This window comes from Hanstruepera flava (genome assembly GCF_023634025.1).
Taxonomy (GTDB): domain Bacteria; phylum Bacteroidota; class Bacteroidia; order Flavobacteriales; family Flavobacteriaceae; genus Hanstruepera; species Hanstruepera flava.
In genome coordinates, this window is sequence record NZ_JALJCW010000001.1 from 1,133,046 (window position 1) to 1,154,623 (window position 21,578).

Here is a 21,578-nt window from a genome sequence, read left to right on the forward strand (position 1 = left end):
TAAGCTATAATTAATTCATTCTTAATCTTATGAGAAAAATTTTTACGCTATGTTTCATGCTGTTAGCGACAGCTTCATTTTCGCAAACTATAGATGAACTTAAAGAAGAAAAATCTAAAAAACAAGATTCACTTGATGCTATCCAAGGACGAATTGATGATTTACAAAAGCAAATAGACGAATTTCCAGGGTGGAAATTTGGCGCGTTTGGTACAATTGGCGCCAGCTTTTCTGAATTTAACAATTGGTATGGACAAGGCACACCTAATAACTCGTCTGGCAATATTACCATTACCGCAAATCCTTATGCCAAATTGGACCGTGAAAAGTACTTTTGGTACAATGCTGCTAAAATTAACTTAAGCTGGGTGAAATTTGATGATAAAGACGACCCAACTGACGATGATAGCTTTAGAGAAGCTAACGATGTGTTTAACATTACATCGCTTTTTGGTTATAAACTAACCAAAACATTGGCCGCATCTACATTAGCTGAATACCGAACCACTTTAATCAATAATTTTAACGATCCAGGCTATCTAGATGTTGGTGTTGGTATAACTTGGACTCCTGTAGATGGTTTAATTGTTGTGGTTCACCCTATTAACTACAACTTTGTGTTTGCTGATAACGATGCTATTTTTGAATCATCGTTAGGTGCTAAAATAGTTGCTAATTACTCAAAATCTTTTGGTGGCTTTGACTTTAACTCCAACCTATCGGCATTTATAAGTTATGAAGATTCCAATTTATCAAACTGGACTTGGATAAACTCTTTGAGTTATAAAGTATGGAAAAGTTTAGGTCTAGGTTTTGAAGTAGGTTTAAGAGACAACAAGCAAGAAGCTGTTAATTTTGCATATGGTAACTGGGACCCAATGGGTACAGAACCAGAACCTGATTTTGATAATGTAGATAACGATTTACAAGTTTATACCACGTTTGGATTGAGTTATTCATTCTAATAAACAAACTACATATTATTAAAAAAAGCGACCTGTATGGGTCGTTTTTTTTAATTTCCTTTAAATTCTTTTTTCTTCTTTTTACTCTTAAACAGTCGTTGAAAAAAATTGTCTTCTTTTTCTAATTTACAGTCCAGATCATCTAAAACCTTTTGACTTGGTTTTTCAAACTGGATATGCGTTATATTATTAAACTTTGAATCGGCATTTAGTTTTTGATAGAATTTAGCAAACATGGGTAATGCCGAGTTAGCACCTTGACCCAAACCCGTGGTTTTAAACCCTATATTGTAATTATCATTCCCTACCCAAGTTACAGTTACCAACTTTGGAGTAATACCTACAAACCAACCATCTTTATTGTCTTGTGTTGTTCCCGTTTTACCTGCCATGGCATTTTTAAGATTATACATAGTTCGTAATCTAGATGCTGTTCCTTTGTTAATAGTAGCTTTCATCATTTCCAAGATTACTTGTCTTGTATAATCACTATAGGCCTTTTGTTCAGAAACTTCAGGTTTGAATTCTGCAATTACTCTGCCGTTTTTGTCGGTTATTTTAGTTATGGTATAAGGTTTTACCGCTCTGCTTTGATTTACATAACTCGCATAAGCACCTGTTAACTCCTTTAAATTAATTTCGGCAACACCCAAAGCCAAGGATGGTTGTTCGGGCAGGTCTTTGGTTATTCCCATTTTTTGGGCTTGATCTATGGTGGCTGAAATACCAACATCGTTTAAAACCTTTACCGCAATAGTATTTATAGAATGACTTAATGCTTTTTCTAGATTGTAGTTTATATTTTCATCAACCTCATGACCAGAATTGGTTGGTGTCCAATTATCGTAATTGGTATATGTTATAGCTTTTACATCATAGTAAGAACAAGGTTTCATACCATTTTCAATAGCTGTTGTATAAACTAGTGGTTTAAAAGTAGATCCAACCTGTCGTTCGCTTTGCGATACATGGTCGTATTTAAAAAAGCGATAATCTATCCCTCCAATATACGTTCTAATAGCACCTGTTGATGGCTCAATAGACAACATTCCTGTATTTAAAAACTTTAAGTAATGTGCTAAACTGTCTCTAACCGAAAGTTTAGCCGTTTTGGTTTCTTCCCATGAAAACAATTCCATATCTCGTGATTTCGACAAACTATCTAAAATGTCATTATCTGATAAACCATTAAGTTTTAGTCTTTTATAAACTGAAAGATTTTGCATGGCTTTATTAAAAGTTGCTGATGATGTCTTCCATGGTGCTTGATTGCCATAAGATTTTTCATAGGTCTTTTGCAAGTTTGTAAGGTGTTCCTTCATAGCCTCTTCGGCATAGGTTTGCATGGTAGCATCTAATGTGGTGTGCACAATTAAACCGTCACGATATATATCATAAGATTCTCCATTTGGTTTTTTAATATCCTTAAATATTTCAACAAGCTCTTTTTTGACTTGCATTCTAAAATATGGGGCCAAACCCATATCGTGATTAAAGGAGTGGTAATCTAAAATTAAGGAGTCTTGTTTTATTGTTTCAGCTTGTTCTTCATCTATAAAATTGTATTTCAACATTTGATTGATAACCACATTCCGACGTAATTCACTGCGCTTTACTGAAATCCTTGGATTGTAATAATGATTCGCCTTTAAGGTTCCTACTAAAGTAGCCGCTTCTGAAATAGTTAATTCTCTGGCCGATTTATTAAAAAATTTTTGAGCTGCACTTTCAATACCATAGGTGTTATCTGGAAACGGAACGGTATTAAGGTATAGCGTTAATATCTCTTTTTTGGAGTAAATAGTCTCAATACGACTAGCTGTAATAGACTCTTTAAACTTATTAATCAGAATACCAAACAACACATAATCTTGCCTACCATATAAGTTTTTTGCCAACTGTAATGTTATGGTACTACCACCACCTGCCGATTCGTCCTGCATTAGAATATTCTTAAAAAAAACGCGCAAAAGACTTCTGTTATCAACACCATTATGCTCATAAAACCGAACATCTTCTGTAGCTATCAAAGCATCTATTAGGTGTTGCGGGAAATCATCGTAAGACAATGGTTGCCTATCATAAATATAATATTTACCAATAAGCTTTTCATTTCTATCTAAAACCTGTGTGGCTTCAGTCTGATTTAAGGAACTTAAATCCTGATGGGTTGGTAATTTACCGAATAGCCCTAAATAAGTTAAAGCATACAGTAGGATTAAAAATAAAGTTCCTACGGACAAGAGTATGACTGGCCATTTTATCCATTTCTTGTTAAGCAATGTGCGTAGTTTTCCCATAGTTAATTTTACAAACGACAGATTACTTGATTTATTAAAAATGAGGTGTTGGTTAACAGAATTTTATAACCTATTCTTCTTCCTCGTAATTATAGTCTGGATACAAAAAGTGATTGTAAGGAAAACGGGTTACGTGAATTTCGCGAACTTCATCATAAACACGCTTCTTAAAATCTTCTAAATTCTGCTTGTTTAAAGCAGAAATGAACAGGGCATTATTACCAATACGGTTCATCCAGGTTTTTTTCCATTCTTGTAAACTGTAGTTAGCCTTTGTACGTTCTGTCATTAAATCCGTATCATCATATGGTTCGGCCTCATAAGCATCAATTTTATTGAATACCATAATGGTTGGCTTGTCTGCACTATCTATTTCGCCTAAAATTTTGTTTACAGACTCAATGTGTTCTTCAAAATTAGGATGAGATATATCTACCACATGTAGTAATAAATCGGCTTCTCGAACCTCATCTAAAGTACTCTTAAAACTTTCAACCAATTGTGTTGGTAGCTTTCTAATAAACCCAACGGTATCGGTTAATAAAAATGGTAGGTTTTGAATCACCACTTTTCTTACCGTAGTATCTAACGTTGCAAACAATTTGTTTTCGGCAAAAACCTCACTCTTACTTATGGTGTTCATGAGAGTAGATTTCCCTACGTTTGTATACCCAACCAGGGCCACACGAACCATTTTGCCGCGATTACCACGTTGTACAGCCATTTGTTTGTCTATGGTCTTTATTTTGGCTTTTAGCAAGGCTATTTTATCACGTACTATACGTCTATCTGTTTCTATTTCAGTTTCACCAGGACCACGCATACCTATACCTCCTTTTTGTCGTTCAAGGTGTGTCCACATACCTTTTAATCGTGGCAACAAATATTCACATTGCGCGAGTTCAACTTGAGTTCTTGCGTAACTGGTTTGCGCACGTTGCGCAAAAATATCGAGAATTAAATTGGTGCGATCTAATACTTTACAGTTTAGTATCTTACTTATATTACGTTCTTGAGCTGGCGATAATTCATCATCAAAAATAGCTGTACCAATATCATGTTCCTCGATAAAAGCTTGAACCTCTTGCATCTTTCCAGTCCCAATAAAGGTTTTAGGATTGGGCATATCCATTTTTTGTGTGAAGCGTTTTAAAACCTCACCTCCAGCAGTGTATGTTAAAAATTCCAACTCATCTAAATATTCTTTAGATTTATCTTCGTCTTGGTTTTTTGTAATTATTCCTATTAAAACAGCGCGTTCTAATTCTATGTCTTTCTTTTCTATCATAATCATCAAAATATTATACAAAGTTACAATGATATTATGTAATGTATTCTAATTTACTCTATTCTTATTACTAAATTAGTATCTTAATCATTAATTGTATCGAAAATTTTAGAATGACAAAACCATTATTTGCAGTTGCTTTTTACAACCTAGAAAATTTGTTTGACACTTATGATGACGATTTAACAAACGACAACGATTTTCTGCCTAATTCTGTTAAACGTTGGACACCAAAACGCTACCACAATAAAATACGGAAACTTGGATTTGCTATTTCAAATATTGGCAAAGTAGAAACAAATGAATCACCTGCATTAATTGGATTGGCAGAGGTTGAAAACAATTTAGTCTTAGATGATTTATTAAACTCGGAGCATTTAGTTGATAAAACCTACGATTATGTTCATTTTGATTCGCCCGATGAACGTGGAATTGATGTTGCATTATTATATGATACAACTGTTTTTGAAGTTGAAGTGTCTGAAGTTTTTCCGGTACATATTTATGACGAAGACGGAAGTATAGATTATACGCGCGATATACTTTTGGTAAAAGGGTTCTTGCATAATGAAATGGTGTATGTTATGGTAAACCATTGGCCTTCTAGACATGATGGAGAATTGGAAACAGAACCTAAACGCATTGCCGCAGCTGAACAGGCAAGTGAAATTATTCAAACTATTAAAAATGAAAATGCTGAAGCTAAAATCCTTATCATGGGCGACTTTAATGACGATCCATATAGCAACAGCATCAAACGCTTGATGAATTCTAATGACTTATATAACCCTATGGCAACGTTGTTATCTGATGATTCAGGAACCACACGCCATTTTGATGAATGGAATTTATTTGATCAAATTTTATTTAGCACCAATTTCTTTGAAACAACACCTAACCGTCTCTCTTTTATTAGTGCTGCTCTATTTGATGAAGATTTTTTAAAACAATACAGAGGTCCTTTTAAAGGTGCTCCATTTAGAACCTATGTAGGCAAAAAATACAAGGGTGGATATAGTGATCATTTTCCGGTATATATTTTATTAGAACAAAACTAAAAACAAAAAAAGCCCACCAATTAGTGGGCTTTTAATTTATTATTTAAGATCGACTATTCTGTAGCTAGAACTACAAAATCTTCTACGTGATAAGCACCATCTAATTGCGTATCTGTACCAGATCCTGTTACTTTATACCCAACATATAAAGTTCCTGTATATTCCGAAATATCTATCAATCCAGAATCTACAAACTCATACCATGAATTAGACTGCGATGCTAAAGTTGCTGAAATTGGAATCCAAGTTGCTCCTAACACATCTGTTCCGTCATAATCAGTAGATACAAACACTTCTAAAGTATTATCTGGAGAATCTAAATGGTGTTGTGCGGTTTTAAAGTTTAAGAATTCATTTTCTTGCGCATCCATATCGATACCTGGAGATATTAACCATCCAATATTAACATCATCGCCAGTTAGGTATGAGCTAAATTCAGCATAACCATTTCCGCTAAATACTTGCTCTGTCCAAAACTCTCCACCTTCTTCAGCAAAGTTTGTCCATCCTGGAATATCTAGAATAGTATTATCTACGGCATCATCAAAATCTTCTTCCATTATTACAACAAAGTCATTAATATCCAATGGCTCACATTTAGACTGGTCAAACACTACATCATCAGTAGAATTTAATGCCATAACTAAATTACTACCATTAAACGTTTTTGTAATAACACCTGCAATTGTTCCTCCACCATCTGTTGGTAAAGGCATTTGAGCAAAATCAGCAAAAGAGCTTGTTTCTAATGGAAATGATGAATAACCAAATCCTTCACAGCTTTGTATAGTTCTTGATGTATCAAAATCATCTAAAGGATCAACATAAAACTCACCCTCTAAACTATCAGGAAATTGAGCATCTTCAACCATAACAAACATACCAATATGAGAGTCATTTATTTGAGAAAATGTCACTACCAGTGGTTCAATAGTTTCGGTAACTTGTGATCTCAATACATGAAGAGGAACCATATTAGCTGTCATGGCTTCTACTTCATTATCGACATTTGCTACTCCTCCAATTGTAATAACGTCGTCTCCTGAACGAACCTCTCCAACATATAATCCATTTAAGTTGATGTAAACCTCTCTACCAATATTAAATTGGTTATATGAATCTACTTGATTTAAAACTACTTTAATAGCTGCAGTTGGGTTAGAAGGTGCATCTTGAATAAAGAACTCCTTGTAGAAATTCCCTGTTCTGTCCGATGAAGATACATATCCTTTAACATACACATCGGTAACTATTTCTGTAACTTCACCAGGAACAAAGTATGATTTTGCTTCTGCAACTGTTATAGCTGTTGAGTTTGCAATTAAATCATTTAGTCTGGCATTCTCTTCATCCCCTAAGCTACTAGGAACGGTATAATCGTCGTCTTGTACACAAGATGTTATAGCAAAAGCAGCTATTAACACAAGTATTCCTGATATAAATTTATTTGTTTTCATGTTCAATAATGTTTTTAATTATTTTTCTTTTTCTTTTTAGAATCTAAAGTTAAGGTTTACAAAATAAGTAGCACCACGTCCGTACCAATATTTTGGTCCAAAAACGCGTTTAGGGTTTTGATTGTCAGCAAGTAACTCTTTGTAATTAGCATTTCTACCTTGTTCAAAACCACCTGTTTTATATACTTCATCCAACAGATTGTTAATACTAGCAAATAAGCCAATGTAGTATTCTCCTATTTTCCATGATTTTCCTCCTATTAAATTAACTGTAAAATAGTCATCAAACTCTTCTTGTTTAAGTAATTCTTGAGCTATGCCTTCGTCATAATCATTTATAGGTAAACCATCTCTATCTAAATAGAAGTTTTCAGTTCTTGTCAAAGGGCTAATATCAACATAAGTGTTTGATAGATAATTTACTGTAGCGCCAAACCACCAGTAATCTGGATCACGGTATTCAAAACCAACAGAATAGGCCTGTTGAGGGCCACCTGAAACTTTATAATTTTTCATGTTTGCCGTGTAGGTGTCTGTACGTCCAAAAAGTGATGACGTTAAGTATAAATTAGGATTATTATCATACGTGTACTGCCCTACAGAAGCAACTCCTTTTAATTTTATGGTTGGTGTGACTTGCGCTTCAAGTCCTAGCTCGGCACCAATGTGTCTTTTATCAACACCTTGTAAAACCTCTTGAACAAAAGCTGTTGTCTGGTTTATTGAAACAGACTCGTTACCATTTTCTATATTAATATTTGCTAAACCATCAGCAAAGTAAAAAGCAATTTCGTTAGCATCCTGAATTTTAGTGTAATAACCCGTTAATTTGGCCTTAACAATTGGTGAACGGTATATATAGCTTACATCAACTGAAGCAATTTTTTCTTCTGTAATATTGGATACCACATCATTGTTTTCTCTTACATTAGAATAACTGTTTCTTAATGTAGGCGCTTTAGTTAAGTACCCTCCATTAATATCAATTAAGTGTTTACCCGTAATTTTATAAGTTAAACCTCCTTTAGCGCCAACACCGGTAAAGCTTAACTTTTCGCCTTTACCATATGAGTTCTCAAAAGCAGAATGCTCCCATAAGCCGTTTCTTTGATAGGTTGTGCTTGTAATACTAGCTGATGCATAAAAATCAACTTTGCTGTATTTAAATTGTGCTTGTGCATAACCTGAAATTACCGAAGCATCAATCTCATAATTGTAGCGGAATTTATCACCTTCACCTACAATTCTGTTAGGATTTCTGGCATCAAATTGAAAACCATCAAAGTTATCAACATTTAAATATCCAGTAGAACCCAATAAGTCAATGATGTTACCGAAGTTTTCAGATTTAAAATCTTTATACGTAAAAGCAGCATTCAACAAAATATTCTCGTTAATTTCGGTATTTAATATAGAGTTGAATGTTAGTTGTGTATCATCTGTTCTATCTTCATACAAAACGTAAGCTCCTGGTAAACCAGCAGTATTATTAGTTAGGTTGGCGTCTAAAATGCGTTCCCAATCTATTTGACCATCATTAATGAATTCTTGTTCTGCCAAATAAGCGCCTTCGTAGTCCGGACCATCATCATCAGCTAAAAAATAACTTGGGAGATTTTGATAGTAGGCAGGGCTTGGATTTGCACCTCCAGCAAAATCTAAACGGCTATTACCTATTTTTCCAAATTGATATCCTACATTAGTATTTAATCTGGTTTTATCACTAATATCCCAATAGTGATTTAACATAAATATGGGCTCTTCAACCTCTTTAATTCTGGAGTTTTTCTTCTCGCCATCTAACCAGCCCCAATATTCATTATATCTTATATCTTTTAAGTCATAAACTTCTTGTGTATTAGGAGATGATTTCCCTCTACGATTAGGGGTAAACATTCCTGTAAAGTTTAAGCTATGTTTTTCGTTAATTTTTTTCTCAACAGAAGCAAAAAATGAATTAGCATCATAAAGTGTGGCATCTTGGTAGCCTTCTTTACCCCAGCGTCTCCCAGCCATAAACGTGTAAGCCCAACCATTTTTAGACAACCCTGAAGAATAGCTTGCCATAATACGGTTAGTATAACTTCTATTTGATGTAGAATAGGTAACACGACCTCCTTGACGATATTGCGAAGCTCTTACATTCATATTAGTAGTCCCTAATACGCCTCCAAAATTATAATTAGAAGGCTGAAGGCCAGAAGTTAATTCTTGGTTTCTAAGCACATCATTTAAACCTCCCCAATCACTCCATTGTGGACGGCCATCAAATAGTTTGTTCATTTCAATTCCATTAATCAAAACCGATCCGTTTTCAGAGTCTAAACCTCTAACTCTAAAGAACGACGAACTCCATTCAAAAGCTGCTGTTCTTTGAAAAACATCTTGAGAGGATTGCAACAAACCTGAAATGTTATCTAAACCACTTGTGTCTGTGTTAAGTTCGTCATCCGTTAGGTTGATTGTAAACAAATTAGACTCAACCGAATCAATCTCGAGAGTCATATCGGTTATGTTTACAGTTTCCCCTTCGTTAATTACAATAGGATATCTTTTGAATACATACCCAGGCTTTGATATTCTAATAATTTGTTCCCCTAATGGTAAACTCTCAGAAAACTCAAATTCACCAGAAGCATTAGTTTGAGTCTCAATTACAGTTCCCTCTATGGTAACGGTTACATCTGGAATGGGCTCAAGTGTTATTGATTCTGAAACACTACCTTTAACAACTGTTTGTTGTGCAAACATGGTAGCACTTGAGAAAATTCCAATTAAAAAAATAATTAATCGTTTTTTCATGTTTGATTTTATAGTTAAAAAATTGATTCGCTATATTAAATCTTAATTAAATAAGCGAGCAAATTTACATTATTTATAATAAATATCTACTTTTGGCGCAAGATTTGTAATATCGTAACGAAAACATAACATACTATTTGAATGAGACTAATTAAAACATGTGCTTTTACACTCTTAATTTTATGTGTGACAACTATACAAGCGCAAGAATCGAAAACATTTAAGATACATACTGTAGCTTTTTATAATTTAGAAAATTTATTTGATACCATTAATGATCCTACCAAAAATGACGAGGCCAGCCCTATAATGGAAATGAACACTGAAATTGGTGAAATTTACAAAAAGAAGGTTCAGAACATGGCTCGTGTAATTTCAGATATCGGTGCAGATGATACTAATAATTCACCTGTAATTATAGGTGTTTCCGAAGTTGAAAACAGAGATGTACTTGAAGATGTGGTAAACGACCCTTTGTTAATTTCAAAAGATTATGGTATTGTTCATTACGACTCGCCTGATATAAGGGGAATTGATGTGGCATTACTGTATCAAAAACGTTTTTTTACGCCTATAAATACAAGCAGCCATGAACTTGTTATTTTCGACGATAGTTCAAGAGAACGTATATATACTCGAGACCAATTACTAGTAAGTGGGAAACTTGATGGCGAGCTCATTCATGTAATTGTTAACCATTGGCCATCACGAAGAGGTGGCGAAGCAAGAAGTAGGCCCAAACGTGTTGCTGCTGCTAAATTAAACAAAAAAATTATTGATTCTCTGCAAACTATAGATCCTTATGCTAAAGTTGTTATTATGGGCGATTTAAACGATGATCCGGTTAATGCTAGTGTAAAAGATGTATTAAAAGCTGAAAGGAACAAAGAAGATGTTGGCTTAAAAGGCATTTACAATCCTATGGAAGAGTTCTTTAAAAATGGAATTGGCTCTAATGCTTACCGAGATAGCTGGAGTTTGTTCGACCAAATTATGATTACGAAACCATTTTTAGAAAAAGATTATTCTACTTATCAATTTTATAAAGCTGGTATCTATAATAAGAACTATTTGGTAAATAAGCGTGGTAGGTACAAAGGTTACCCCTTAAGAAGTTTTGCCGATGGAGGTTTTACTGATGGATTTAGCGACCATTTCCCTGTTTATATCTATCTTATTAAAGAAATGGAATAAAGTAAAAAGAGTTAAAAAAAGAGCGACAAAATTGTCGCTCTTTTTTTAAGCCATCCATGAGTTCCATGGAATTCTAGACAACAAAAGAACCAAAGCTATTATATAGTAAATAGTAATGGTCTTAAATTTAGCACTAGAAATACGTTTCTTTTTATGTTTTGAATAGCCCATTGTAATCAATACTATGGCCAAAATATTAACTAAAGGATGTTCAACTAAATACAGTCTGTCTACCGAATTTTTCATGATTTCACCCATTCCAGACTCACTAAACAAACTAAACCTTGGCGATACAAAGTACATTACAAATCCTATTAGCAATTGAATATGCGAAACGATTAGTGCGAAAAGTGCAATTCTAAAGTCTTTAGCACCATACTCTTTGTTACCAACACGCTTTATGATACTATTAATAATAGCTAGCACAATAATTAAAAGCACTAAATAAGCCCAATAGGAGTGTAGAATTTTTACCGTGTTATACATAATGTTAAATTTCTTTTTTGGTTACAAACAAATGTAAGAATAAATGCCATAAAAAAACCTCTTCGTTACGAAGAGGTTTTTTGTATTGATAAATTTTTGTTTAGAAATTGAAACGAATACTTGTGTTCCAAGTTCTACCATAACCAAAACGTCCCGTATTACTTCTATTAATTCCTTTATAATTCTCTTCAGGATTGGCTGAAGCTTGAGTATTTCCTCTTACAGATTCTAAATAAACCTCATCAAAAACGTTGTTAACATTTAGACGAAATTGAACAGAATTTGTTCCTTCACCAACAAACATTTTATATGAAAAACCTAGATCCACCGTATCATATGAAGGCATTGACAATGGTGCTTGGTCTAAAGAGCCCGTTGAAAAAATATCATTATACCAGTTCCACGCAGCATCGATACTTGTATTACGACACAAATCGTAAATACCATTAATTCCAGCTGTTACTTGTGAAGCACCACCTACACTAAAGCCATCAATAACAATTTCCTTATCGGGCGACACTTGTGTCCCATCTTGATCAAATTCTCTTTCTATGGCATTATCTTTAAACTGCCATTCACCTAAAGATAAGTAACCATTAAGCCTTAAATTATCTAATGGTCGTGTAAACACCTCCAATTCAACACCGTAATGCACTTGTTTTACACCGAAAGTTTGAAAAGATCTAAAATCTTCATCATTCTCACCATTATTATTTACTAAAGTTCTATTATCCCATGTTGTATGGTATAGATTCAAGTTTGCTGAAATTGCTCTACCTCCATTAAATTGATATCCAGCCTCAAATCCTGTAATCTCTTCATTCTCAATTGCAGGATTATACAATTCATTACTACCTCTATCATTAACATACAAATTATCATGAAAAGGTTGACGAGAATAAAAACCAGCATTTACAAAAACCTTGTGCATATTTCCAATTTGATATGATGCACCAGCCTTAAGATTATATCCAATGTTATTAACTTTTTCACCTTCTTCACCCTCTCCTGGCGTTGAAGTATTTAAAAATTCTGTTCTTATATGTGACTGGTTAGACAATGCTCCTTGGAAAAATGCTGAAAAATTATCTTTTGCATATTCTAATTGTCCAAATATTCCTTGATAGTTAATTTGCTCTTCGTAATCATATCCAAAACGTTGTAAATGATCTGTGTTTGGATCAAAAAACACTTCCCAAGGATTGATACCACCTGCTTCAGTTAAGAAATACGTCTCACCTCCACTATAACCTGAACTGTTCGCTATAGAATCGATAGTTATAAATTCTCTCACATCTCTAAAATGGATTCCATTATAAAAACGCACATCAGCACCAATATTAAAATTTAAATTTTCTGTTAATTGATTATTATAGTTTGTAACTAAACCATACCAGTTATGATTATTATTTGAACCACGAGCATATGTTACTTCGTCACCTGAAGTTCTAGCTTGGGCAAAACTACCTCTACCCATTGAACCATATAAAACCGTTGATAACGACGACTTATCATTAATTGTCCAATCCCAGTTTAAATTAGCAACTGGCTTGTGATAGATATTACGCCCACCAGGGTAATCTCCTCCATGCAAAGTATTTGGACTATTAACACCTTCATAGTTCCAAGGGTTGTAACGTCTTCCTCTTTCACTGTCTAAAATATCACCAATAGAAGCACCTCCAGCTGCTGCATGCCATTGTGGCGCTCCAGTTAATAAGAAGTTTAATGAGTGATCTTCACTTGGTTGGTATCCAACAGAAAAGAAATACGTTTGACCTTGACCTTGAGTATTATCTACATAACCGTCTCCTTGCCAGTGCCCCAACAATCCAGAAAAAGACCATCCTTTGTCGCTAACCCCTGTTGAAAAATAAGCTGTAGATTTTAAATAATTATCATTTCCAACCATCTGCTGAACAAACCCACCTGCTTTATTATCTATCGTTTTTGTTACAATATTTACAGTACCTCCAACAGAAGATATAGCTAATTTAGAAGCACCTAAACCACGCTGTACCTGAATGGCATTAGCAACATCTGTAACACCTTGCCAGTTAGACCAATACATTCTACCATCTTCCATACCATTAATTGGCTGCCCGTTTAATAAGAATGCCGTGTTTGTTTGATCAAATCCTCTTAAAAACATTTGACCATCACCAAATCCACCTGCTTGGATAGTTTGCACAGATGGTGTAGATTTTAATAATACAGGTAAGTCCCAGTTACCAGATTTTTCTCTAATCTCTTCTGCTTTAATAGTTGATACCGCTATAGGTGTTTTTCTGTCCTCTGCCAAGTCAATTACACCTGTCCCAATAATCACAACCTCTTCAAGAGAGTTATCAGAAGTTAATTGCACATTTCCTAAATTTGTGTTGCCGTTAAAGCTAACAACAACCTTACCATAACCTACATATGAAATCTCCAATTCTCCTGAAGCAGACTCAGTAGTTAAAGTAAAGTTCCCATCAAAATCTGAAGAGGTTCCGTTTGTTGTACCCTTCTCAATGATGTTAGCACCAGGAAGAGAGGTTTCTAATTCCCCATCCATAACTGTACCTGTGATAGTACTTTGTGCCATCGTAAAAGCAGTAAACATAAATGTAACCGCAAAAAGTAATCTTGTAATTTTTTTCATTGTATTTATAAGATTGGTTTTTAAATTTTTGGCAAAATTACATTAATAAATCGTTCTAACATTAACTCAATATTAAGAAATTAAACCACATTCAAGGTATTGAATAAAAAGGCATTAGAAACTTTTCAGAAAAAAAAGCTATTAACAGGGTTTTTAACAAAATTTAGCTTAATTCTTTGTAATGTTTCAATAATTTTAAGGTAGAACTATCGTGTTGTGTAATTCCATCTTGGGTAATATCTTTTAGGATTTTTGAAGCCAATTGCTTGCCCAATTCCACTCCAAATTGATCATAACTGTAAATATTCCAGATTATCCCTTGAACAAAAATCTTTTGCTCATACAAGGCTATCAATTTCCCTAAACTTTCTGGAGTTAATTTGTTTATAAATATGGTATTTGTTGGCTTATTACCTTCAAAGACTTTAAATGGTAATAATTTGTCTATTTGAGTATGTGACAGACCTTGGTTTTTTAGCTCAGCCAATACTTCGCCTTTATCTTTACCGTTTAATAATGCTTCTGTTTGGGCAATAAAATTAGAGATGAGCTTATCTTGATGGTCTTGATTACCATAAAGTGACTTTACAAAACCTATAAAATCAGCAGGAATTAATTTAGTGCCTTGATGAATTAACTGAAAGAAAGCGTGTTGAGAATTCGTTCCAGGTTCTCCCCAAATGATAGTACCTGTTTGGTAGTGTACCTTATTCCCGTTCCGGTCAATGTACTTTCCATTACTTTCCATAATACCTTGTTGAAGATATGTGGCAAATTGGTTAAGGTACTGCGAGTACGGAATTATCGCTTCGCTTTCGGCATTAAAAAAATTGTTATACCAAATACTCAATAATGCTAATAAAACCGGAATGTTATTTTCAAAAGATTCACTTTTAAAATGTTCATCCATTTTATGTGCACCTAATAACAAGCTTTCAAAATTATTATAACCTATTGACAAACTTATTGATAATCCAACAGCACTCCATAACGAAAAACGACCACCAACCCAATCCCACATAGGGAAAACATTATTGGCATGAATTCCAAAAGCGTCTACAGCTTTTAAATTAGTTGATACAGCAACAAAATGTTTGGCAATGGCTTCTTGGTTTGCAGATTTCAAAAACCATGCCTTTATAGTATTGGCGTTTGATAAGGTTTCTTGAGTTGTAAAGGTTTTTGAAACCACAACAAACAATGTCGTTTCTGGGTTTAGATTCTTTATTACTTCATTAACATGGTCACCATCAACATTGCTTACAAAATGTGTTGTTAGATGATTTTTATAAAACTGAAGCGATTCAATAACCATTGCTGGCCCTAAATCTGATCCTCCAATTCCAATATTAACAATATCTGTAAATGCCTTTCCTGTGAAGCCTTTAAGACTTCCAGAAATAATTTGCTCTGAAAAAGCTTTAATTTTTTGCTTGACGGTATTGATTTCAGGAATAACATTCTCTCCATTAACAATAGCTACAGATGCTTTAGGCTTTCGTAAAGCGGTATGCATAACTGCTCTGCCTTCGGTTTCATTTATAATCTCTCCGGAAAAGTAAGATTGAATGGCCTCATCTAGTTTTACCTCTTCTGCTAACTGCAATAGCAGTGTTTTGGTTTCTTCAGTTATTCGGTTTTTAGAATAGTCTACATAAAAATCTTCCCATTGTACGGTAAACTTATCTGCTCGATTTTCATCGATTTCAAATAGGTTCTTCATGTGAACATGTTCAATAGCATTGTAGTGCTCTTGGAGGTTTTTCCATGCTAAAGTTTTGGTTGGGTCAATTTTTGGAAAAGACATAAACTATTGTAAATCTGTAATTACATTATTGGCAGGAATATCAGCATCCAAATCATCTTGAAACTTAATATTATCCAATTGAATTTTAATGGGTGCTATGTAATTTAAATATTCCGTTTTTAAGCTATCTGAAATGGGTTCTGCTTCTGGGAGTTTTTGTTTAAATGGATCTACCTGCTTGCCATTTTTCCAAAAACGATAACAAACATGAGGTCCAGAAGTATTTCCTGTCATACCTACCCATCCAATTACATCGCCTTGTTTTACATACTGCCCAACTTTTACATTCTGCTTTTTCATGTGTAAGTATTGGGTTTCATAAGTGGCATTATGCCTAATTTTCACATAATTGCCATTACCTCTGGTATATGCCGATTTTGTAACGGTTCCATTAGCTGTGGCTCGAATTGGCGTGCCTACATTAGCAGCGAAATCTGTACCCTTATGTGGGCGAATTTTATTTCCGTACAAGGCAATTCGTCGTCGTAAGTTGTAGCGAGATGAGATACGTTTATACTCGACAGGCGCTTTTAAAAAGGCGCGACGTAAGTTTTTGGCTTCCTCGTTAAAATAATCACTTAAACCTTTAATACTATCCGTCTCAAACTCGAATGCGTAAAAAGGCTCATCTTTATGTTGAAAATAAGCTGCTTTAATATGATGAATTCCAGCATATATGGTATCATCTATATATTTATCTTCATAAATAACCTTAAAACGATCACCTTTTTGAAGCCTGAAGAAATCTATGGTCCATGCATAAATATCTGACATTTTATATGCTAAAACAAAACTAACACCTTGATCGTCTAATGCTTCTGAAATGCTACTTGTTATAACTCCTGATATTTCTTTTTCAACATACTTAATGGGCTTTCTACTTGTGTAAGCATGAATGGAATCAAGAAAATTTACTACAACATATTCTTCTTTATTAGGCTGGTAAATAAAGCATTTCGGCTCTTGAAGCGAATCTTTTGAGCATAAAATAGTGTAAGGGTTACCAATATTAAGTTTAGTAATATCAAAACTATCTTTTGCTTTCTCAGCAATCTGGAAAATTTTAGGGTAGCCTATTTTATTACGTTCCATGATTGTCCCGAAACTATCCCCTTTTCTAATTGTATCTCGTTTTACTACAAAGTCGTTTAAATTAAACCCAAATTCGTAAACATCTTGCGGTTCGATGACCGCTACTTCTTCAACTGTTGGAGTTTCTTGATTGTCGTTCTTGCAATTAAATAAGGAAAAGGCTACTATTAAAAGAATTACACATTCTTTCCCCAATCTTCTAATTCTTGTTTGGTCCATAAATCTGGAAAAAATATTCGTCGTTGATATTTTGGATGCATGTATTTTGTCCATTCACTTCCGCCTGTTGCTTCAGCAGTTTCTCCACCAATATTTAAATAGTGGTTAGCTGTATTGTAATGAGCCATTACCCATTTTATATTAACAGTATAGTCGTAATGGCGCATAGCTTTAATTAAAGCTTTATCTTCTCTAACATCTTGTGGCAACTGTTTAAATTTTGTCCACAAATTATTTGTATTATAGAATTTCGCAAATCTAATAAATTCATCTTTGTATCGCTCCTCGAAAACTGTTAATAAATAACTTTTTTTACCCGTTTTATAATCTTTTCCAGCTGCTTGCCAATATAAATGCTCGAAAGCATGCTCGAAAGGCGTATTTCTATCTATGGTTTCTCTAAATCGATTATCAATTAAATTAATAAGTTCTGTTGATGAAAATTCTATTTTTCTATACTGGGCACTTTGAAACCCACTAGCAGGCGTTAGTGTATGTCTAAACTTATTGTATTGCTCTACTTCCATACCTTCTCGCATAATGTCGAATGAAGATGTTAGCATATCAAAATACCGACTAATGCGCATAAGTTTTGAAGAAAATAAATCTACGGTCAGGTTTTCTGCTTTAGCCACCTGTTCGATTTCCCATAGTATCATTTTAAACAACAATTCGTTTATTTGATGATACATAATAAAAACCATTTCATCTGGTAGTACCGTGCGTTGGGTTTGTAAATCAAGTAAAGCGTCGGTTTGAATGTAATCCCAATAATTTATGGGCTTACTGTGCAAAAGGCCCTCTAAATGGGTGTCTAAATCTTGACCTATTCTATCAAATTTTTCTTTTAATTGGTTAGTTATATCTTTTGCCATGTTATTAGTTAGTTATCTACAATAATTTTAAAAGGGTGCTTTAATCCTTTAAAGGCATCTAAATCCGCCCTTAACGACCCTACAGCCAAATCTGCTTTCACTCGTAAAGGGATTTTATTTTTATCATTAGAAACCCAAAGTGTTAAACTTTCTTCCTCCTTAAAAACACGACCAGCCATTACATAAGGTCTAAATTTTAAGGCATTCATTTTACCAAATTCGGTTTTTATCACTTCTTCTCCCAAATACTTTAATTTAAATCCATAGTTTTCTTCATCAAAAAACATATTAACAAATATCTCATCACCAACTTTTAAATTTTGAATATCTAGGTTGTTTCGCAAGTAATAGAAGGTTGACACCATATCCTGAATATTCGGTTCGGTATCAAAAACAGCTTTTCTATTGTGCTTTATGTTGTGCACGTAGGCTTTGTTTTTATCCTGATCGAATTCTATCTCAATATTTTTTGTGTGACCGCCTTCATCTATGTCCCTAATAAATTTATAAGGCATATTTGTTCGCTTATCGATATAGGTTTCGTAACGATCTTCAACCTCAAAAAACCAACTTACAGCCCCAGTTGTCCAGCCCTTTCCAACAATATGATAAACAGGCTTGTTTTTATATACGCTTTCGTTTACAGTTAATGTCGCTTCTCCGGCTTTCATCCAACCACTGTAACTCATTTCAAAACGAAACCATTCACCTACATCATACGAATCGCTTTTTTGAGCATTTAAAACTTGTGCACAAAACAATATCACAATAATAAGGAGGCTCTTTTTCATGTTATTTAGTTTTGTAATTGTAACTTTTTGCATAGCAAATTATTGTTTTATACACTAAATACAATTACTATTCCAAAAGTATAAAACAAAAAAACTCTATCAGCATGATTGATAGAGTTTTTAGGGACATTTTAGTTAAATATTTGTTATAAAGTTCCTCTTTTAGCTTGCTCTCGTTCAATGGACTCAAACAAAGCTTTAAAATTACCAGCACCAAAACCGCGAGCTCCCATACGTTGTATTATTTCGAAAAACAAGGTTGGTCTATCTTCAACAGGTTTTGTGAAAATTTGCAATAAATAGCCCTCTTCATCGGCATCAATCATAATTCCAAGACCTTTTAAGGTTTCAATATCTTCTCTTAATTCATGACTAAATTCTTCCAATCTTCCAGGAACTGCTCTATAATACTCTTCAGGTGGTGTTGATAGAAACTCTACACCTCGTGAACGTAAATCTGATACTGTTGTAATAATATCATCTGTAGCTACTGCAATATGCTGCACTCCAGATCCTTCATAAAAATCAAGATATTCTTCAATTTGAGATTTCTTTTTACCTTCAGCGGGCTCATTAATTGGGAATTTTATACGACCATTACCATTACTCATTACTTTACTCATTAAAGCTGAATATTCGGTGTGGATTTGCTTATCATCGAATGATAAGAAATTAACAAACCCCATAACGTCTTCATACCATTTCACCCATGTATTCATTTCTCCCCATCCTACATTGCCTACCATGTGATCAATATACTTTAAACCAGTTGGTTTTGGATTGTAATCGGACTCCCATTTTACAAATCCTGGCATAAATTGTCCACTATAATTTTTACGTTCTACAAACATATGAACCGTTTCCCCATAGGTATAAATTCCTGCACGAACCACTTCGCCATTTTCATCCTTTTCTACAGTTGGTTCCATATAAGATTTTGCCCCTCGCTTCGTGGTTTCATTGTAAGCAGCTCGAGCATCATCAACCCAAAGCGCAATAACCTTTACACCATCGCCATGTTTTACAATGTGGTCGTTTATTGGCGATTTGCTAGTTAAAGGCGTGGTTAAAACCAATCGGATTTTATCCTGCTTTAAAACATAACTTACTTCTTCTTTAGAGCCTGTTTCCAAGCCTTTGTAAGCATACGATTGAAAACCAAATGCGGTTTTGTAAAAGTGTGCTGCTTGTTTGGCATTACCAACGTAAAACTCTACATAATCTGTTCCTAATAAGGGTAAAAAGTCTTCTGCACCATCAAATATTTTTTCTAGTCCGTATTCTACCGATTTTATTTCTTTGCTCATGATTTATATTTTTAATTTTCCAACCAAGATTTAAAGTAATCTTCGTCTGCTATTTTTAATGCTTCTTCTGTAACTTGTAAAGGCTTGAAGGTATCAACCATAACCGCCAACTCGTCCGTTTTAACTTTTCCAATACTGCGTTCAGTTGCCCCAGGATGAGGACCATGAGGTATACCTGCTGGATGAAGCGAAATATGGCCTGCGTCTATATCATTACGACTCATAAAATCGCCATCAACATAATATAAAACCTCATCACTATCTATATTGCTGTGATTATATGGCGCAGGAATAGCCTCTGGATGATAATCATACAAACGAGGAACAAAACTGCAAACCACAAAAGCATTGGTTTCAAAAGTTTGATGAACTGGTGGTGGCTGATGGATGCGTCCAGTTATAGGTTCGAAATCGTGTATTGAAAAAGCATAGGGATAGTTAAACCCGTCGTATCCAACGACATCAAAAGGATGCGTTGCATAAACCATATCGAAAATATCGTTTTGCTTTTTCACTTTAATTAAAAAGTCTCCTTTTTTATCATAGGTTTCCAATTCGTAAGGCTGCCTGATATCGCGTTCACAAAATGGTGAATGTTCAAGTAATTGCCCAAACCAATTTCTATAACGCTTTGGTGTATAAATTGGCGAATACGATTCAACAATAAACAAGCGGTTATCATCGGTATCAAAATCTAGCTTATAAATTATCCCCCTTGGGATAAGTAAATAATCGCCATACTTGAAATCTAAATTGCCTAGCATGGTTCGTAATTTCCCAGAGCCTCTATGGATAAAAATTAGCTCGTCGGCATCTGTATTCTTGTAAAAATAGTTTGTTGTAGACTCTTTTGGCGCTGCTAGTATAATGTTACAATCGCTATTGGTTAAAACCACTTTGCGGCTTTCTAAATAGTCGTTTATTTGCGGCACTTTAAATCCATGAAGTCTATAAGACTGAATGTTGTTTGCTTTAGCCACTTTTGGTGCAACACTATATTGATTTTTAATAGCTTTTACTTGTGTTGGTCGTTGCTCATGATAGCTGTTGGTAGACATGCCATCAAAACCTATGGTTCCAAATAGTTGCTCGTAGTATAAGCTACCATCTGGTTTTCTGAATTGAATGTGTCTTTTTGAAGGTATTTTTCCTAATTTATGATAAAAAGGCATAACGATATTAATTTGATAATTAAACAATAATTTAATGTGATAATTAATTACCTAACTATCATTCTGGATTTCGTTTAATTAGAAATTTTAAAACGGATAATAAATTTTCCCAAATAGATTT

15 protein-coding genes are annotated in these 21,578 nt (G+C 34.2%); 3 read left to right on the forward strand and 12 right to left on the reverse strand.

The features are described from left to right. Nucleotides 1-29: 29 nt before the first annotated feature. Nucleotides 30-965, forward strand: a complete 936-nt coding sequence (locus MTX13_RS05390; protein ID WP_250433356.1) for a DUF3078 domain-containing protein — start codon at nt 30-32, stop codon at nt 963-965. Between the two features lie 50 nt (nt 966-1,015). Here MTX13_RS05390 and MTX13_RS05395 read toward each other — a convergent pair whose 3' ends face one another. Both MTX13_RS05395 and hflX read right to left on the reverse strand, forming a co-directional pair. Then, nucleotides 1,016-3,265, reverse strand: coding sequence for a penicillin-binding protein 1A (locus MTX13_RS05395; RefSeq protein ID WP_250433357.1), 2,250 nt, complete (start codon nt 3,263-3,265; stop codon nt 1,016-1,018). A 70-nt stretch (nt 3,266-3,335) separates the two neighbouring features. Next, a complete protein-coding gene (gene hflX / locus MTX13_RS05400) occupies nt 3,336-4,553 on the reverse strand; it encodes a GTPase HflX (protein WP_250433358.1) in 1,218 nt (405 codons plus the stop codon). 113 nt (nt 4,554-4,666) lie between these two features. Between hflX and MTX13_RS05405 the strand changes: the two genes are divergently transcribed. Further along, nucleotides 4,667-5,611, forward strand: a complete 945-nt coding sequence (locus MTX13_RS05405) for an endonuclease/exonuclease/phosphatase family protein (RefSeq protein WP_250433359.1) — start codon at nt 4,667-4,669, stop codon at nt 5,609-5,611. A 53-nt stretch (nt 5,612-5,664) separates the two neighbouring features. On the opposite strand, the gene MTX13_RS05410 is transcribed toward MTX13_RS05405, so the two are convergent. Together MTX13_RS05410 and MTX13_RS05415 are read right to left on the reverse strand one after the other, a co-directional pair. Then, on the reverse strand, nt 5,665-7,068 hold the full coding sequence (locus tag MTX13_RS05410) for a DUF5689 domain-containing protein (protein WP_250433360.1): 1,404 nt from the start codon (nt 7,066-7,068) through the stop codon (nt 5,665-5,667). 36 nt (nt 7,069-7,104) lie between these two features. Next, a complete protein-coding gene (locus MTX13_RS05415; protein WP_250433361.1) occupies nt 7,105-9,870 on the reverse strand; it encodes a carboxypeptidase regulatory-like domain-containing protein in 2,766 nt (921 codons plus the stop codon). 141 nt (nt 9,871-10,011) lie between these two features. Between MTX13_RS05415 and MTX13_RS05420 the strand changes: the two genes are divergently transcribed. Next, nucleotides 10,012-11,064: an endonuclease/exonuclease/phosphatase family protein gene (locus MTX13_RS05420; RefSeq protein ID WP_250433362.1), complete on the forward strand. Its 1,053-nt coding sequence runs from the start codon at nt 10,012-10,014 to the stop codon at nt 11,062-11,064. 45 nt (nt 11,065-11,109) lie between these two features. On the opposite strand, the gene MTX13_RS05425 is transcribed toward MTX13_RS05420, so the two are convergent. The 8 genes from MTX13_RS05425 to MTX13_RS05460 all read right to left on the reverse strand — a co-directional run bounded on the left by MTX13_RS05425 (nt 11,110) and on the right by MTX13_RS05460 (nt 21,457). Next, on the reverse strand, nt 11,110-11,550 hold the full coding sequence (locus MTX13_RS05425) for a hypothetical protein (RefSeq protein WP_250433363.1): 441 nt from the start codon (nt 11,548-11,550) through the stop codon (nt 11,110-11,112). A gap of 100 nt (nt 11,551-11,650) precedes the next feature. Continuing rightward, nucleotides 11,651-14,194 carry a TonB-dependent receptor gene (locus MTX13_RS05430; protein ID WP_250433364.1) on the reverse strand — a complete coding sequence of 848 codons (2,544 nt, stop codon included), beginning with the start codon at nt 14,192-14,194 and terminating at the stop codon, nt 11,651-11,653. Nucleotides 14,195-14,357: 163 nt separating this feature from the next. Then, entirely contained in the window at nt 14,358-16,001 is a 1,644-nt protein-coding gene (pgi, locus tag MTX13_RS05435; protein ID WP_250433365.1) for a glucose-6-phosphate isomerase, read from the reverse strand. Between the two features lie 3 nt (nt 16,002-16,004). Then, nucleotides 16,005-17,312, reverse strand: coding sequence for a peptidoglycan DD-metalloendopeptidase family protein (locus MTX13_RS05440; RefSeq protein ID WP_250433366.1), 1,308 nt, complete (start codon nt 17,310-17,312; stop codon nt 16,005-16,007). After that, nucleotides 17,270-18,187, reverse strand: coding sequence for a tryptophan 2,3-dioxygenase family protein (locus MTX13_RS05445; protein WP_250433367.1), 918 nt, complete (start codon nt 18,185-18,187; stop codon nt 17,270-17,272). The genes MTX13_RS05440 and MTX13_RS05445 overlap by 43 nt, the downstream gene beginning before the upstream one ends. A gap of 8 nt (nt 18,188-18,195) precedes the next feature. Next, nucleotides 18,196-18,978, reverse strand: coding sequence for a DUF3108 domain-containing protein (locus MTX13_RS05450; protein ID WP_250433368.1), 783 nt, complete (start codon nt 18,976-18,978; stop codon nt 18,196-18,198). Between the two features lie 146 nt (nt 18,979-19,124). Beyond that, a complete protein-coding gene (gene hppD, locus MTX13_RS05455; protein ID WP_250433369.1) occupies nt 19,125-20,285 on the reverse strand; it encodes a 4-hydroxyphenylpyruvate dioxygenase in 1,161 nt (386 codons plus the stop codon). An 11-nt stretch (nt 20,286-20,296) separates the two neighbouring features. Further along, nucleotides 20,297-21,457: a homogentisate 1,2-dioxygenase gene (locus MTX13_RS05460; RefSeq protein WP_250433370.1), complete on the reverse strand. Its 1,161-nt coding sequence runs from the start codon at nt 21,455-21,457 to the stop codon at nt 20,297-20,299. Between the last annotated feature and the right edge of the window lie 121 nt (nt 21,458-21,578).